Origin of the sequence: Candidatus Photobacterium acropomis (genome assembly GCF_030685555.1) — a bacterium.
In the GTDB taxonomy this organism is placed as follows: Bacteria; Pseudomonadota; Gammaproteobacteria; order Enterobacterales; family Vibrionaceae; genus Photobacterium; species Photobacterium lucens.
Window position 1 is genome coordinate 243,334 of sequence record NZ_CP131609.1, and the last position, 14,965, is coordinate 258,298.

The window sequence follows — 14,965 nt, forward strand, 5'->3', positions numbered from 1 at the left end:
TCGTCTATGCTTAGGGCGTTAAAATTATCACTGTACGCAAAGGGAACATGATGAAAGTACTGATCATTGGTAATGGCGGTCGTGAGCACGCACTAGGCTGGAAAGTTGCGCAAAACCCGCAAGTAGAAACCGTATTTATTGCACCAGGTAATGCAGGTACTGCATTAGAGCCAAAGCTAGAAAATGTGGCAATTGGCGTTGAAGATATTGCAGCGTTAGTTGAGTTTGCGCAAAACAACCAGATTGCGCTGACGATTGTTGGCCCAGAAGCCCCACTGGTTATTGGTGTGGTTGATGCCTTCCGTGCAGCAAAGCTGCCTATTTTTGGCCCAACAGAAGCAGCCGCTCAACTTGAAGGATCTAAAGCATTTACGAAAGACTTTCTTGCACGCCACAACATTCCAACGGCGGAATACCAAAACTTTACTGAAATCGAACCTGCCCTTGCTTACTTAAAGCAAAAAGGCGCACCGATTGTAGTAAAAGCAGACGGCTTAGCGGCAGGTAAAGGCGTTATCGTTGCGATGACCGAGCAAGAAGCGGAAGATGCAGTACGAGACATGTTAGCTGGCAATGCCTTTGGCGAAGCAGGTCACCGTGTAGTTATCGAAGAATTCTTAGATGGTGAAGAAGCCAGTTTCATCGTAATGGTAGACGGTAAAAACGTTCTGCCTATGGCCACCAGCCAAGATCATAAACGTGTCGGTAATGGCGATACTGGCCCTAACACTGGCGGTATGGGTGCGTACTCTCCAGCCCCTGTCGTGACACAAGAAATCCACGCTCGTGTGATGAAAGAAGTGATCTACCCAACCGTTGAAGGTATGGCTGCAGAAGGCGCACCTTACACAGGTTTCCTTTATGCCGGCCTGATGATCATGAGCGATGGTACGCCAAAAGTGATCGAATATAACTGTCGCTTTGGCGATCCTGAGACCCAACCAATCATGCTACGTATGCAGTCTGATTTGGTTGAGCTATGTTTAGCGGCGATTGATGAAAAACTCGATACCGTTGAATCAAAGTGGGATCCACGTGCCTCTATCGGTGTTGTATTGGCTGCGGGCGGCTACCCTGCAAGCTACAACAAAGGTGATGTCATTTCAGGTTTGCCACAACAAGAAGTGGCAGGCGAGAAAGTCTTCCACGCTGGCACAACGAACAATGAAGGCGATATCGTCACTAACGGTGGTCGTGTGCTGTGTGCAACCGCAATGGGTGACTCGGTACTAGAGGCTCAACAACGCGCTTATGCACTGGCAAAACAAATATCATGGGATGGTATGTTCCATCGTGATGATATTGGCTACCGTGCTATTGCCCGTGAGCAACAATAAACTCGCTCTTTCCCCCAGAGTACAAAACGCGCTGTCTTAAGCGCGTTTTTCTTTTCTATCAGAGAATTAATCAGCTAGCTCAATCAGCTTGGGCGCATACAAACAGCTATGACTATCTATCAGTGGCAATACTTGCTGGACAGTTAATCGTCCTTTGTTTTCTTTACCAATAGCAGCCCAATACCCCCTTGGGGTAGAGAAAGACAATAAATTAGGATCTGAAATACGTAACGGCTGATGTGTTGCACAAGACATTAACTGCTGCTGTTGCCAATAGCCTTGTACAAAGCGTTGCTGCTTTCTGTCTAATCTTGCTATTCGCTGGCGTAATAAATCACTACGTTGCTTTAATAGCGCAATCTCACTCATGGTAACAGGCAAAATATGCTCGGCTTCTTTATAACGCTGAAAAACAGCTAAGCCTTGGCTATCAAAACGCAGTTGCAATGAAAATGGCACTAACTGACCATCCACTCGCTTTGTTCCCCGCTGTAACAGCGTTATCAGCTTACCTGACTGCCATTGATAGTCACTTTGATAATCACCTTGCTTGTCAGTGTAAACACGCTCACCAAGCCGTTCAGGCTGCGCCTGACGAGATGAATACCAATAGACAGCCGTACTGTCAGCATGATGCTCAGCCACATTGATGGTAGTGATAGGTAGCGCAGTAGTGTCAGCGAGGTTACCAGCGATACACCCAGAGAGGGCAAAAGGAAGAAGAGATATAAGAAGTGATGAAACTCGGGACATAAAAAAAACCGCCAGACGAGATACTCATTCTGGCGGAATCACAATTACTTCAATGCATCTTTAAGTGCTTTACCAGCAACGAACGCAGGAACGTTAGCTGCAGCAATTTGAATTTCAGCACCTGTTTGTGGGTTACGGCCAGTGCGTGCTGCACGGTGGTTTACTTTAAATGTACCAAAGCCAATTAGTTGAACCTGGTCACCTTCTTTTAGCGCATCAGTAATGCCGTCAAGAGTTGATTCCAAAGCTGCTTTAGCTTGTGCTTTAGATAGATCCGCTTTTTCTGCGATCAGGTCAATCAGTTGGGTCTTGTTCATTAGGTTTCCCTTCTAAGGTTTTTCGTAAGACGGGACAACTCTAATTCAAAAGAAGCCCGTGTGGCAAAGGTTTGTCTGCTTTAATCGACTCAGGTGCGGACTCTTTAACCACAATCTGAGCGCAAGTTCACAAAATGTTACTAAAAACCACATGAAAACAGTTGTATTTATTCTGCCCAGCCCCGATTAATATAGCGAATATTCGCTAATTTACTGATAGGTTGACATGGTACTCCTTACGATTTACATCACCGTTGCGATTGGTGTTTCGTTTATTTGTTCCGTATTAGAAGCGGTATTGCTTAGTATTTCACCAAGCTATATCGCCACATTACGTCAGCAAAACCACCCTGCTGCGGCAAAACTGACGGCATTAAAAGACAATATAGACAGGCCATTAGCCTCTATTCTGACACTAAACACCATCGCTCACACCATTGGTGCAGCAACAGCAGGTGCACAAGCCACTATCGTTTTCGGTAGTGAATGGCTAGGTGTATTCTCTGGTGTCTTAACCATTGGTATCTTATTACTGTCTGAAATTGTGCCAAAAACCATTGGTGCAACGTACTGGCGCCAGCTTGCACCACTAACGGCAAGCATGCTGCGTTGGATGGTACTACTGCTGATCCCACTGGTATGGGTTTCAGAGCAAATTACTCGTCGTCTATCTCGCGGTCATGAACAACCAAAACTGCGTGACGAAATCTCGGCAATGGCATTGCTTGCACACGAATCAGGTGAATTAGGCGAAGGTGAATCAAAAATCCTAACCAACCTGCTTCAATTCCGTGATGTCAGCGTGACAAAAATCATGACACCACGTCCGGTATTGTTCCGTGTCGATGCAGAGCAAACCATTAATGAGTTTCTCTCTAAGCATAAAGACAGCCCGTTCTCTCGCCCACTGGTTTACAGTGAGCAAAGCGACAATATCGTTGGTTTCGTACACCGCTTAGAGCTATTCGCTGAAAGCCAAGCAGGTAAAGGCGGTCAAGAACTGGGAGCGCTAATGCGTCCACTTCCAGTGATCATGAATACCGTCAGTGTACCAAAAGCCTTTGAACGTCTGATGCAAGAACGCTCCCAGCTGATCTTAATCGTTGATGAATACGGTACTGTTCAAGGTCTGGTAACCCTAGAAGACATCTTTGAAAGCCTCGTTGGCGAAGAGATTGTCGATGAAGCTGATAAGAACACCGATATGCAGCAACTGGCTTTCCAACGTTGGGAAAAGTGGAAGAAAAAGCACGGCGTTATTGAAAATAATGATGAAGATGACAAGTAATCATTAAGCATAAAAAAGGGACCTCCGGGTCCCTTTTTTGTTATCGCTAAAATGTGGTTAACACTCTTTGGCAAGCGTTCGACGTCCCGCTCTAGCACGATGCATCACCAATCCAGCCACCAGCGTCAACATTGTTGGTAAAATCCAGCCTGCGTAATAATGATATAACGGCAAATTCGTTTCTAATACTTGATCAATATGCGCAGGCATCGCTTCAAGAATATGTGCGGCATCAATACAGCCAAACACCAATGCTACCGCTAGCGTTGCCAAAACCATATTTTGTGATAACTGATGGCGCAGCGGTGCAATCATTAATAATGCAATCGCAATTGGATGTAATGCCACAACTACAGGCAAGGTCACTTTCAATAACTGTGATAAGCCTACATTGGCAATGATCCCAGATAACACCAAAATCACAATCACACTTTTACGGTAAGTCACAGGCTTAAAAGTACGACTATAGAACTCACTGCCCGCAGTTGTCACACCAATCGCCGTCGTTAAACACGCCAATACCAACACAATACCTAGCAATAGCGTACCAAACATACCAAAGTGAGCATTTGTAAACGCAGTTAAGATCTCACCACCATTCGTGAAGTTCAAACCAAGATCTTCACTTGTCACACCGATATAGGCCAAGGATAAATACACTAACGCCATCGCACTTGAATACATTAAAGCTGCAATAAAGGTGTATTTAGCTATCGCTTTAGGCTCTTTAACCCCCATTCCCTCAATGGCACGGAAGATCACCCAACCAAAACCAATCGAGCCTAACGCATCCATAGTCATATAACCTTGGGTTAAGCCTTCAGCCATCGCGCCTATCGCATAAGCACCAGTCGCATCTGTCACATAACCTGATGGGTATAACAGCGCAGTGATAGCCATCACACCTAGGATCGTTAGCAACACAGGTGTTAACCACTTACCTAATGTATCCACCAACTTACCCGGGTAAAGTGAGAATAAAATAGCAATAACACAGAAAGCGGCAGAGAAAGGAATAAGTCCAGCATCCCCCATAAACGGAGCTAAGCTAAACTGATATGCCACGGTAATGGTTCGCGGAATAATAAACGCAGGACCAATCACAATGAACAACATGACCCAAAAGCTAGTTGCTAATGGTTTAGGTAGTGCTGCTGTTAAATTATCAGAACCACGTACCCAAGCGACAATCACCAGTGCAATGGCAGGTAAACCCACACCTGTAAGCAAAAAGCCCAGCATGCCACTTAGGAAATTATCACCTGCTTGGTAGCCCAAAAAGGGAGGGAAAATTAGGTTACCTGCGCCCAAATACATGGCGAAGGTCATAAAGCCTAAAGCGGCTATATTGCGTGCACTTAACATAGTATTCCTTTGATTGTGACTTTCAGCTTGGAGGAAGCGAGACGGGAAATATTTCAAAGGCCTATCAGCTTCTTCGCAAGCTGACAGTAATGTTTAAATGTAGGCTGCCAGCTCTAAATACGTGTTAGAGAGAGCATGAGGAGTTGACGTGTATTGTCCGCACACATTGCATATTGTGCAGTGATATTACAGCCACAGAAACAGGTAACAAATGTCATTGCTGATTGTGTATGCATTGTCCCTCCTCGTGAATAAACCATTATTGCCATAAACAATGTGTTTTGACGTGCTACTGTTATAAACGTCTATGGGATTGGATTACAATAGCCAAAATAAAATAAGTGGAATGGTGCAAACCTAAACCAACAAGCAGTCATATAAACTGCTTTTAAACATTAAATCCAGAACAATAAACTTTACAAAAACCAAACATAACAATACAAATGGTAAACATTTGTAGATTTAGTAATCTTTTATACGTTATTTTGCTTATATATCGAAATATATTTCGGTAATAAATCATTTTTCCCTAGATACAAAAAAAGAGCCCTTAGGCTCTTTTTTTATAAATAGAGAACGTCGCTTACAGCTCGATACCAATGTTACTCACTGGTTCATCACGTAGCTCTGCACGCAAATCTTTGATCAATTCAATATCGCGTGTTTCAGCTGCTTTTAATGCACGGAAGATAGCCCACTGGGTATCCCACTCTGCACATACCGCTTCATTTTCTTTTTGATTATCGTTAGTGATTTCAATACCCGTTTGCGCGTACTCAAGATTCGCTACAGTCTCAACCGACAGCGCACTTAATTTGATCACTGTTTCCATCATCAGATCACGATCCAACATCGCATGAAGAAGATCCGCCAACGCCACACATGCATCAATCGCAGGGCTTACCGCATAAATATCAAAATCATCTTCACTTGGAACCATGTCTTCTAGTTTCTCTAGTTGGTTCTCAAAGTTGATCTTGGCATTTTTAACCGTCAGGATTTCCCAAATACTGTCTAGGATCACTCGATATTTATGTGAATCCGCAAACTCCGTTTCTGCACAGAAAAACACGTAGTTTGGGTACATGCGTTCACATAAAGACACCATAAAAGTCAGGTGCTGCCATGGTTCTAATTTTTCTAAACGTAACTGGATCGGATTTTTTAGCATGGGATAATCTACAGTAGTGATTTGGGGTGAAGTTTACTTGATAAACGGATAAGGCAAAAGGAAAAGCATGATCAAAGTTTCAGTAATATCTAAGCAACAACAACGTTATACCGAATTATTGGCACAAGCCCAATTACCGGATCTTTGCTTAACCGAGGATCCTTCGCAAGCTAGCGTAATTCTAGCGGATCCTCCTTTGATCGCAAACCAACTCAATCAATTCACCCAATTAAAATGGTTACAATCGACATTTGCTGGGATTGATGCCTTGATCAAGCCAGATTTACGCCAAGATTATTTACTCACCAATATTAAAGGCTGTTTTGGTCACTTGATTGGGGAATATGTGATGGGTCAATGTCTTAACTACTATCGCCATTTTCCACAATACCAGCAGCAACAACAGCAAGCACTGTGGCAACCGATCCCATACCAATCATTAAGTGAAAAAACCATGGCAATAATAGGTACAGGCAGTATCGGTTGCACCTTAGCAACTATCGCTAGTGCCTTTAACTGCCGCATTATCGGGGTTAATCGAAGCGGTGAACGCCCTACTAATGCATTTGATGCCATTTACCCAATAACGCAACTACGTGACGCACTAACGAATGCCGATATAATTGTTTCAACCTTGCCTGCTACCGCGCAAACCTGCGATCTTTTCAGCAGCAATATCTGGTCAGGATGCCATCAAGCACTCTTTTTTAATGTCGGTCGCGGCAATACGGTAATTGAAAGTGATCTCATCAAAGCGCTTGATACTAATCACCTAGCTCATGCCTATTTAGATGTCTTTAAACAAGAACCACTCCCTGAAGATCATCTGTTTTGGCATCATCCAAAGATCAGCATCACGCCACATATTGCAGCAGAAAGCTTTCCAGAACAGGTCGTTGAGATATTTAAAACCAATTACCTACGCTTCCACCAGCAACAAAAGCTAGATTATCTTATTGATTTCAAAGATGGATATTAAAAATGCAACTATTTTTGAATGGTAATATTTAAATGACACAATTTGATAACTTATGCGATCTCATTAAACGCTGCGAGATCTGTAAAGATCACCTTGAGCCGCTCCCAGTGATTCAATTTAGCCCAAACGCCAAGCTATTGCTTATCGGGCAAGCACCAGGATTAAAAGTTCATCAAACAGGGATCCCATTTAATGATCCTAGCGGTGATCGTCTACGGCAATGGTTAGGGCTGGATAAAGACACCTTTTATAACCCAGAGCGCATTGCCATCATGCCGATGGGATTGTGTTATCCAGGAAAAGGCAAAACAGGGGATTTACCGCCTCGCCCAGAGTGCGCACCGCAGTGGCATCAGTCTGTACTCGATCTCATGCCGAATATAGGAATGACGTTACTGATCGGGCAATACGCACAAAACTACTATTTACCCAATAAGCCAAAAACGCTCACGGAAACCGTACAACACTGGCAGCAATGGGCACCACGTTATATTCCGTTGCCTCATCCATCACCTCGCAATGCAATTTGGCTTAAAAAGAATCCGTGGTTTGAGGCTGATGTCGTCCCTTATATTCGTCAATACGTCCACCAGCATTTAGCCGCCAACGATTAATCTTGAGATATAAAAAAACCCACGCAATCACGTGGGTTTCTTTTTCAATCACATCGCTGTGTTGATATGACTTATGGTACGGCTTAGATAGCTCATGTACTGCATCAACAAACACACCTGCATTCTCAGGCGGTACATCTAAGTGGATACCGTGACCTAGGTTAAAGACATGGCCGGTGCCTGCATCACCAAAGCTTTCAAGGATAGAAGCAACTTCTTGGCGAATACGCTCAGGTTGTGCGTAAAGGATAGAAGGATCCATGTTACCTTGTAAAGCCACTTTATCACCGATACGACGTTTCGCTTCTGCGATATCAATCGTCCAGTCTAGACCTACACCATCACAGCCTGTTGCTGCGATTTGCTCAAGCCACATGCCGCCATTTTTAGTAAATAGCGTCACAGGTACACGACGACCATCGTTTTCACGAATTAAGCCATCCACAATCTTATGCATGTAACGTAGCGAGAACTCGTTGTAATCACGTGGCGTTAATACTCCGCCCCATGTATCAAATACCATGACAGCTTGCGCACCTGCTTTGATCTGCGCATTTAAGTACTCAGTCACGCTATCAGCTAACTTATCTAGCAATAGGTGTAATGTTTGCGGCTCTGCGTACATCATCTTTTTGATCTTAGTGAACGCTTTAGAGCTACCACCTTCAACCATGTAAGTCGCCAGCGTCCATGGGCTACCAGAGAAACCAATCAGTGGTACTTCACCTTGTAGATCATGACGGATTTGACGTACAGCATTCATTACGTATTGCAGTTCACCTTCCGGATCCGGTAAACCGATCTTCTCAACGTCAGCTTTACACTTAATTGGACGTTGGAATTTAGGACCTTCACCCGCTTCAAAGTACAAGCCAAGACCCATTGCATCAGGAATCGTTAAGATATCTGAGAACAAGATAGCAGCATCAAGCGGAAAACGCTTAAGCGGCTGAAGTGTTACTTCACTTGCTAGCTCAGCATTCTTACATAGCGACATAAAGTCACCCGCAACACTACGTGTTTCACGGTATTCTGGTAGATAACGACCTGCTTGGCGCATCATCCACACCGGTGTGTAATCAACAGGCTGCTTTAACAACGCACGTAGGTAGCGGTCATTCTTTAATTCGCTCATTTGAGACTCCATGGGTAAATTCTGCGCTTATTGTATCATTCATTACTTAGAACAAAAGAGAGCATATCTTATTCTATTAATAGGGAATAACGATACGATAACACGTTAAGTCTGATTGTTATTAATTACAGGTTAGTCGTAGAAGCAGACAATGTATGCTCTATTAATCGACGTGCTATTGTCCCTTGTGGCGGAAGCGGAGGTAAATGCGCCGCATCTGCCCATATTGCATCGGTAAGCTCTTCATAATCAGGTTTGATCTCGCCACCCGCATAGTCAGCAATAAAGCCCATCATAAGGTTAGAAGGAAACGCCCACGGCTGGCTGCCAAAATACTGAATATTCTTAACCCTAATGCCAGTCTCTTCCTGCACTTCGCGAGCAACACACTGCTCTAGGGTTTCACCGGTTTCAACAAAGCCTGCAATCACCGTGTACATACCGGTTTTATGGCGTGGATGCTGCGCTAATAAAATCTGCTTATTTTTACGTACTGCGACAATGATACAAGGCGATACACGAGGATAGTCAATTGCGCCACAGCCTTGGCATTGCATGGCTAATTGATCTGAGTGTAACTCTGCCTTACTGCCACAACGCCCACAAAAGCCTTGTTGGCTTAACATGTAAGATAACTGCAGCGCACGACCTGCCAGATTAAAAAGCATCGGATCAACATTGAGTAATTCCCGTAAACTATAAAAGTTATCAGCTGGAACATCCGCTTTCGCCTCTAACCAATAAACAGGATACTCATTAAAAGCCCCAATAACGCGACACGATAACGCATGTTCATCACACCAAGCAGGATCTCGCAATGGTAGCACCTTATTTTCGAGCCAGATCTTTCCATTCTGAATAATGCAGCAATATGCCAAATTCTCATTTTTTAACATTTTTATTACTTTCTTCCTTGCAGGAGCTATTAATTACTGGCAATCTAAAGTTGAAACGAAGTAGTTATCCGAATAACGAGATCTCTTTATAAAGAGAAGGATCAAAGTCTATCGCTTTCACGATACAGACAAGATCATGAGGACGTGCTCATGCTTAGTAAATTCGAACAAGTCAAAAAAGAATGGGGCGGTCATAATGACGTCATTGATCAATGGCTGATGATGCGTCAACAACTGCTTATCGATTACTGTAAACTTGCAGGTCTTTCCCCAACTGAAGCGGCAAAAAACCGCCAACTTCCAACCGCATCTCAACTGACGTTATTTAATGAAGCCCTTGTTGATTACATATCAGCAGGTCACTTCAAAATTTACGATAGCGTAATGGAACGCTGGCATCAAACAGGTTATTCACCTACCGAAGAAATTTCTGCACTCTACGCCAAAATTACCCTAACCACCGATCCACTGCTCAATTTCCATGACCGATACCATTCAATAAAGGATGATGATCTGCTCTCTCATTTTGATGATGATTTATCAAAAGTCGGTGAGCTTATGGAACTTCGCTTTGGGTTAGAAGATAAACTCATTGAGCTCATCAGCGATAGTCTATCCTGCCCGCCTGGCGCATAGAAACCACCAACCTTAATATTGTGGCAGCGTCGCCATGCTGCCACTTCATTATAAACTCTTCTCTTGTTCTTCTTATCTTAAGCATCCACCAGCTATTTATTTGATAATTGCTTTATTACAGGCAATAAAAAAGGCACCCCGAAGGATGCCTTTTAAATCAATTACGCTGAGAATTAATTCTCGTCGTTAAGACCTGCGTTTAGTAGCGCTGCAAGATCTTGAGAAGCTTGCTCTGCATCCACTTGTGGTGCTACAGGCTCAAGCTCAACGTCACGCTGCTGTTGACGACGTTGGTGGTAAGAGAAACCAGTACCCGCAGGGATCAGACGACCCACGATTACGTTTTCTTTCAGACCACGTAGATCATCACGCTTACCAGAAACCGCAGCTTCTGTTAGTACGCGCGTTGTTTCCTGGAACGATGCAGCTGAGATGAATGACTCAGTCGCAAGCGATGCTTTAGTGATACCTAGTAAGTCACGAGAGTAACTTGCTGGTGTCTTACCTTCAGCTTCAAGCTGACGGTTAGCAATCGTTACGCGAGAGAATTCAACTTGCTCGCCTTCTAGGAACTCAGAATCACCTGCTGCTGTGATAGTTACCTTACGTAGCATCTGACGAACGATAGTTTCAATGTGCTTATCGTTAATCTTAACGCCTTGTAGACGGTAAACTTCCTGAACCTCGTTCACGATGTATTCTGCTACTGCGTGTACGCCACGTAGACGTAGAATATCGTGCGGAGTTTCTGGACCATCTGCAATTACATCGCCCTTCTCAACTTTTTCGCCTTCGAAAACGTTAAGCTGACGGTGCTTCAGGATCATCTCTTCGTACGGTTGACCTTCAGCTGGAGTGATGATCAAACGACGCTTACCTTTAGTCTCTTTACCGAAAGATACAGTACCTGTAATTTCAGCAAGGATCGCAGGCTCTTTAGGCTTACGAGCTTCGAACAAGTCAGCAACGCGTGGTAGACCACCCGTGATATCCTTGTTACCGCCAGATTTTTGCGGGATACGTGCAAGCGTATCACCGATACCAACCATAGCGCCGTCGTCAAGCTGAACAATCGCCTTACCTGGTAGGAAGTATTGAGCTGGCATTTCAGTACCAGGGATCATTACATCGTTACCATCTTCATCAACAAGTTTGATAGCTGGACGCATATCTTTACCTGCTGCTGGACGTGCTGCTGCATCAGTTACTTCGCTTGAAGATAGACCAGTTAGATCATCTGTTTGACGAGAAACTGTTACGCCGTCGATCATGTCAACGAACTGGATGCGACCTGCCACTTCAGTGATGATTGGCATGGTGTGCGCTTCCCAGTTTGCTACTGTTTCACCAGCAACAACTTCTGCACCGTCACCCTTGTTCAGGATCGTACCGTAAGTTAGTTTGTAGTTCTCTTTAGTACGGCCGAACTCATCAATGATGGTTAATTCAGCAGCACGAGATGTTACGACAAGCTTACCTGCATTGTTGGTTACAAACTTAGCATTGTGCAGCTTCATAGAACCTGTAGTTTTCACTACAACGCTATTGTCTGCTGCCGCTGCTGATGCCGCACCACCGATGTGGAACGTACGCATTGTAAGCTGTGTACCTGGTTCACCGATTGACTGAGCAGCAACAACACCCACTGCTTCACCAGCGTTAACCAAGTGACCGCGAGCAAGGTCACGACCGTAACAGAACTTACAACAACCGAAGTCATTCTCACACGTTACAACAGAACGTACTTTAACTTGGTCTACAGAGTTCGCTTCTAGGATCTCACACCACTTCTCATCAAGAAGCGTGTTACGAGGTGCTAGAACTTCTTCAGTACCAGGTTTTAGAACGTCTTCAGCAACAACACGACCAAGTACGCGGTCACCTAGTTGCTCTTTAACATCACCACCCTCGATTAGAGGCATCATAGTGATACCAGCGTGAGTGCCACAGTCATCAGTTGTAACAACAACGTCTTGAGCAACGTCTACTAGACGACGAGTCAGGTAACCTGAGTTCGCTGTCTTAAGTGCGGTATCCGCAAGACCCTTACGAGCACCGTGAGTAGAGATAAAGTACTGTAGTACGTTTAGACCTTCACGGAAGTTCGCTGTGATCGGTGTTTCGATGATTGAGCCATCCGGCTTAGCCATCAGACCACGCATACCAGCAAGCTGACGAATCTGAGCTGCAGAACCACGAGCACCAGAGTCGGCCATCATGTATACGCTGTTGAACGATTTTTGCTGCTCTTCTTCACCGTCACGGTTAATAACAGTATCGAAAGACAGGTTATCCATCATCGCTTTAGCAACTTGTTCGTTCGCTGTCGCCCAGATATCGATAACTTTGTTGTAACGTTCACCAGCAGTTACAAGACCTGACTGGAACTGCTCTTGAATTTCAGCAACTTCTGCTTCAGCTTCTGCGATCTTAGTGTACTTAGCTGCAGGTACAACCATATCGTCGATACCAACAGATACACCAGAAAGTGCAGCGTAAGCAAAACCTGTGTACATGATTTGGTCAGCGAAGATAACAGTATCTTTCATGCCCAATTCACGGTAACAAGTGTTAAGAAGCTTAGAAATTTGCTTCTTACCTAGTGCTTCAGTGTTCACAAGGCTGTATGGCAGACCTTTCGGTACGATAGGCCATAACATTGCACGACCAACAGTAGTATCAACTAGTTCAGTTTTCTCAACTAGGTTACCCTGCTCGTCTTTCACGTATTCTGTGATACGTACTTTAACGCGAGCGTGAAGCTCTGCCATCTTAGTACGGTATGCTTTCTCAGCTTCAGCTGGTCCAGCAAGGTACATGCCTTCACCTTTCGCGTTGATTTTCTCACGCGTCATGTAGTAAAGACCCAATACAACGTCCTGAGAAGGTACGATGATCGGATCACCTGATGCAGGTGAAAGGATGTTGTTTGTTGACATCATAAGCGCACGTGCTTCTAGCTGTGCTTCAAGAGTCAACGGCAAGTGAACCGCCATCTGGTCACCATCGAAGTCGGCGTTGTATGCCGCACACACAAGTGGGTGAAGCTGAATCGCTTTACCTTCGATTAGGATTGGTTCAAACGCCTGAATACCTAGACGGTGCAGTGTTGGTGCACGGTTAAGCATTACTGGGTGTTCGCGAATAACTTCGTCTAGGATATCCCAAACGACTGCTTCTTCACGCTCAACCATCTTCTTAGCAGCTTTGATTGTCGTCGCAAGACCACGAGTCTCTAGCTTACCGTAGATGAATGGCTTAAATAGCTCTAGTGCCATCTTCTTAGGAAGACCACACTGATGCAGGCGTAGGTATGGACCTACTGTGATAACAGAACGACCAGAGTAGTCTACACGCTTACCAAGAAGGTTCTGACGGAAACGACCTTGTTTACCCTTGATCATATCAGCAAGAGATTTCAGAGGACGCTTGTTAGAGCCAGTGATAGCGCGGCCACGACGACCGTTATCTAGCAATGCATCAACAGATTCCTGAAGCATACGCTTTTCGTTACGTACGATAATATCAGGAGCAGCCAGGTCTAAAAGACGCTTCAGACGGTTGTTACGGTTGATTACACGACGGTAAAGATCGTTTAGATCTGAAGTCGCGAAACGGCCGCCGTCTAGTGGTACCAACGGACGTAGATCCGGCGGTAGAACTGGCAGTACAGACAGGATCATCCACTCAGGGTTGTTACCTGACTGTAGGAAAGCTTCAACTAGCTTAAGACGCTTAGTTAGCTTCTTACGCTTAGTTTCAGAGTTAGTTTCTTCTAACTCTTCACGCATGTTTTCGATTTCAGCGCTTAGGTCCATGTTACCTAAAAGTGCTTTAACCGCTTCTGCGCCCATCTTAGCGTCGAACTCATCGCCCCACTCTTCAAGTGCATCCAAGTACTGCTCTTCAGAAAGCAGCTGGCTACGCTCAAGGTTGGTCATACCTGGTTCGATTACTACATATGATTCAAAGTAAAGTACACGCTCGATATCACGTAGCGGCATGTCCATTAACAGACCGATACGAGATGGCAGTGACTTTAAGAACCAGATGTGAGCAACAGGTGAAGCAAGCTCAATGTGACCCATACGCTCACGACGTACTTTGGTCTGAGTAACTTCAACACCACATTTTTCACAGATAACACCACGGTGCTTCAGGCGCTTGTACTTGCCACAAAGACACTCGTAGTCTTTTACCGGGCCAAAGATACGTGCACAGAAAAGACCGTCACGCTCAGGCTTGAAGGTACGATAGTTGATTGTTTCTGGCTTCTTAACTTCACCAAAAGACCATGAACGGATCATGTCAGGTGAAGCTAGACCGATTTTGATTGCATCAAATTCTTCGGTCTTATGTTGTGCTTTCAGAAACTTAAGTAAGTCTTTCACATTCGGCTCCTGTGAGGAGTTGACCCATAAAGGCGCCAGTCTACTGGCGCCTTCATATTTATACCGGAGTAACTAATAAGTAT

The 14,965-nt window shown here is 44.6% G+C and carries 12 protein-coding genes and 1 pseudogene; 5 read left to right on the top strand and 8 right to left on the bottom strand.

The genetic code is table 11. From position 1 onward, the window contains the following. Nucleotides 1-50: 50 nt before the first annotated feature. Complete coding sequence (gene purD, locus Q7657_RS07705; RefSeq protein WP_107167338.1) at nucleotides 51-1,337, top strand: phosphoribosylamine--glycine ligase; 1,287 nt, start codon at nucleotides 51-53, stop codon at nucleotides 1,335-1,337. A 66-nt stretch (nucleotides 1,338-1,403) separates the two neighbouring features. Here purD and Q7657_RS07710 read toward each other — a convergent pair whose 3' ends face one another. Further along, nucleotides 1,404-2,090, bottom strand: coding sequence for a DUF1481 domain-containing protein (locus tag Q7657_RS07710; RefSeq protein WP_258178299.1), 687 nt, complete (start codon nucleotides 2,088-2,090; stop codon nucleotides 1,404-1,406). Between the two features lie 44 nt (nucleotides 2,091-2,134). Further along, a complete protein-coding gene (hupA, locus tag Q7657_RS07715) occupies nucleotides 2,135-2,407 on the bottom strand; it encodes a nucleoid-associated protein HU-alpha (RefSeq protein ID WP_008986039.1) in 273 nt (90 codons plus the stop codon). Nucleotides 2,408-2,633: 226 nt separating this feature from the next. Here hupA and Q7657_RS07720 point away from each other — a divergent pair, with 226 nt between their 5' ends. Then, nucleotides 2,634-3,695, top strand: coding sequence for a CNNM domain-containing protein (locus tag Q7657_RS07720; RefSeq protein WP_053987616.1), 1,062 nt, complete (start codon nucleotides 2,634-2,636; stop codon nucleotides 3,693-3,695). Between the two features lie 57 nt (nucleotides 3,696-3,752). On the opposite strand, the gene brnQ is transcribed toward Q7657_RS07720, so the two are convergent. The 3 genes from brnQ to Q7657_RS07735 form a co-directional block, all read right to left on the bottom strand. Continuing rightward, nucleotides 3,753-5,060 (bottom strand): branched-chain amino acid transport system II carrier protein, encoded by a 1,308-nt coding sequence (brnQ, locus tag Q7657_RS07725; RefSeq protein WP_107167339.1) that lies wholly within the window; start codon nucleotides 5,058-5,060, stop codon nucleotides 3,753-3,755. A 113-nt stretch (nucleotides 5,061-5,173) separates the two neighbouring features. Continuing rightward, entirely contained in the window at nucleotides 5,174-5,296 is a 123-nt protein-coding gene (locus tag Q7657_RS07730; RefSeq protein ID WP_258178300.1) for a hypothetical protein, read from the bottom strand. 347 nt (nucleotides 5,297-5,643) lie between these two features. Further along, complete coding sequence (locus Q7657_RS07735) at nucleotides 5,644-6,231, bottom strand: YjaG family protein (RefSeq protein WP_053987614.1); 588 nt, start codon at nucleotides 6,229-6,231, stop codon at nucleotides 5,644-5,646. A gap of 67 nt (nucleotides 6,232-6,298) precedes the next feature. Here Q7657_RS07735 and Q7657_RS07740 point away from each other — a divergent pair, with 67 nt between their 5' ends. Beyond that, nucleotides 6,299-7,210, top strand: coding sequence for a D-2-hydroxyacid dehydrogenase (locus Q7657_RS07740; RefSeq protein ID WP_107167340.1), 912 nt, complete (start codon nucleotides 6,299-6,301; stop codon nucleotides 7,208-7,210). A gap of 32 nt (nucleotides 7,211-7,242) precedes the next feature. After that, the gene (locus tag Q7657_RS07745) at nucleotides 7,243-7,824 is read left to right on the top strand and encodes a uracil-DNA glycosylase family protein (RefSeq protein ID WP_107167341.1); all 582 of its coding nucleotides are present in this window, start codon (nucleotides 7,243-7,245) and stop codon (nucleotides 7,822-7,824) included. Nucleotides 7,825-7,894: 70 nt separating this feature from the next. Here the strand turns inward: Q7657_RS07745 and hemE are convergent. Continuing rightward, nucleotides 7,895-8,959, bottom strand: a pseudogene (hemE, locus tag Q7657_RS07750) (uroporphyrinogen decarboxylase); the annotation flags it as partial. Between the two features lie 125 nt (nucleotides 8,960-9,084). After that, a complete protein-coding gene (nudC, locus tag Q7657_RS07755; protein WP_107167343.1) occupies nucleotides 9,085-9,855 on the bottom strand; it encodes an NAD(+) diphosphatase in 771 nt (256 codons plus the stop codon). A 150-nt stretch (nucleotides 9,856-10,005) separates the two neighbouring features. Here nudC and rsd point away from each other — a divergent pair, with 150 nt between their 5' ends. After that, nucleotides 10,006-10,491, top strand: a complete 486-nt coding sequence (rsd, locus tag Q7657_RS07760) for a sigma D regulator (protein WP_107167344.1) — start codon at nucleotides 10,006-10,008, stop codon at nucleotides 10,489-10,491. 173 nt (nucleotides 10,492-10,664) lie between these two features. Here rsd and rpoC read toward each other — a convergent pair whose 3' ends face one another. Beyond that, entirely contained in the window at nucleotides 10,665-14,882 is a 4,218-nt protein-coding gene (rpoC, locus tag Q7657_RS07765; protein ID WP_053987607.1) for a DNA-directed RNA polymerase subunit beta', read from the bottom strand. Nucleotides 14,883-14,965 lie beyond the last annotated feature (83 nt).

What these genes read in the sequence shown, in the direction of transcription:
- Q7657_RS07710 (WP_258178299.1), bottom strand. Translation starts at nt 2,090, where the DNA reads ATGTCCCGAGTTTCATCACTTCTTATATCTCTTCTTCCTTTTGCCCTC.
- Q7657_RS07740 (WP_107167340.1), top strand. Translation starts at nt 6,299, where the DNA reads ATGATCAAAGTTTCAGTAATATCTAAGCAACAACAACGTTATACCGAA.
- Q7657_RS07730 (WP_258178300.1), bottom strand. Translation starts at nt 5,296, where the DNA reads ATGCATACACAATCAGCAATGACATTTGTTACCTGTTTCTGTGGCTGT.
- Q7657_RS07745 (WP_107167341.1), top strand. Translation starts at nt 7,243, where the DNA reads ATGACACAATTTGATAACTTATGCGATCTCATTAAACGCTGCGAGATC.
- Q7657_RS07735 (WP_053987614.1), bottom strand. Translation starts at nt 6,231, where the DNA reads ATGCTAAAAAATCCGATCCAGTTACGTTTAGAAAAATTAGAACCATGG.
- Q7657_RS07720 (WP_053987616.1), top strand. Translation starts at nt 2,634, where the DNA reads ATGGTACTCCTTACGATTTACATCACCGTTGCGATTGGTGTTTCGTTT.
- hupA (WP_008986039.1), bottom strand. Translation starts at nt 2,407, where the DNA reads ATGAACAAGACCCAACTGATTGACCTGATCGCAGAAAAAGCGGATCTA.
- nudC (WP_107167343.1), bottom strand. Translation starts at nt 9,855, where the DNA reads ATGTTAAAAAATGAGAATTTGGCATATTGCTGCATTATTCAGAATGGA.
- purD (WP_107167338.1), top strand. Translation starts at nt 51, where the DNA reads ATGAAAGTACTGATCATTGGTAATGGCGGTCGTGAGCACGCACTAGGC.
- rsd (WP_107167344.1), top strand. Translation starts at nt 10,006, where the DNA reads ATGCTTAGTAAATTCGAACAAGTCAAAAAAGAATGGGGCGGTCATAAT.
- brnQ (WP_107167339.1), bottom strand. Translation starts at nt 5,060, where the DNA reads ATGTTAAGTGCACGCAATATAGCCGCTTTAGGCTTTATGACCTTCGCC.